The sequence below is a fragment of the Methylorubrum sp. POS3 genome, assembly GCF_043352485.1.
Taxonomy (GTDB): Bacteria; Pseudomonadota; Alphaproteobacteria; order Rhizobiales; family Beijerinckiaceae; genus Methylobacterium; species Methylobacterium suomiense.
The window spans coordinates 1-766 of sequence record NZ_JAPRBT010000033.1 but is presented as its reverse complement, the minus strand read 5'-3'; the positions used below and the strand labels follow the sequence as shown (position 1 = coordinate 766).

Below are 766 nucleotides of genomic sequence, written 5' to 3'. Positions count from 1 at the left end.
ACGTGCCGGGCGAGGGCGAGGGCGCCGCCTGCCCGTGCCTGCGCCTCGACGACCCGGACGCCTTCGCCGGACCCGCCACTGATCCCGGCGTACCCCTCCATCCCGACCAGCTCGCCTACGTCATCTTCACCTCCGGCTCGACCGGCCAGCCCAAGGGCGTGGCCGTCGCCCACGGACCGCTCGCCATGCATGCCGCGGCGGTCGGCGCCCGCTACGGCCTCACCCGCGACGATCGCGTGCTCCACCTCATCGCGCTCTCCTTCGACGGCGCCACCGAGGCCTGGCTCGCCGCCCTGTTCCACGGCGGGCGCCTCGTCATCGGCGAGCCCCGCGCCTGGACCGCACCGGACATTCTCGACACCATCCGCCGGGAGGGCGTGACCGTCACCGGCATGGCGCCCGCCCTGCTGATCAGCCTGGCCGAGGCGCATGCGCAGGCCGGCGGCGGACGGCTGCCGGTGCGCTCGTGGACGGCCGGCGGCGAGGCGTTCGGCCTCGACGCGTTCCGGGCGGTGCGCCGGACCTTCGCGCCCGCGCGGATCATCAACGGCTACGGCCCGACCGAGACGGTGATCACGCCGCTGCTGCTGGCGGTCGATCCGGAGGCGGACGCCGCGGTCTGGGCGGGGGGCGACTGGCTGCCGATCGGCACGCCGGTGGGAGCGCGCACGGCCTATGTGCTGGACGCGTCGCTGCGCGAGGTCGGCCCGGGCGTGCCGGGGGAGCTGTATCTCGGCGGGTCGGGTCTGGCGCGGGGCTATGTCGG

1 protein-coding gene is annotated in these 766 nt (G+C 75.8%); it reads left to right on the top strand.

Going from position 1 to position 766, the window contains the following annotated elements; all coding sequences use genetic code 11:
* Window positions 1–766: AMP-binding protein (locus OWC43_RS23390; RefSeq protein ID WP_393958682.1), on the top strand; the 766-nt coding region annotated here is incomplete at both ends.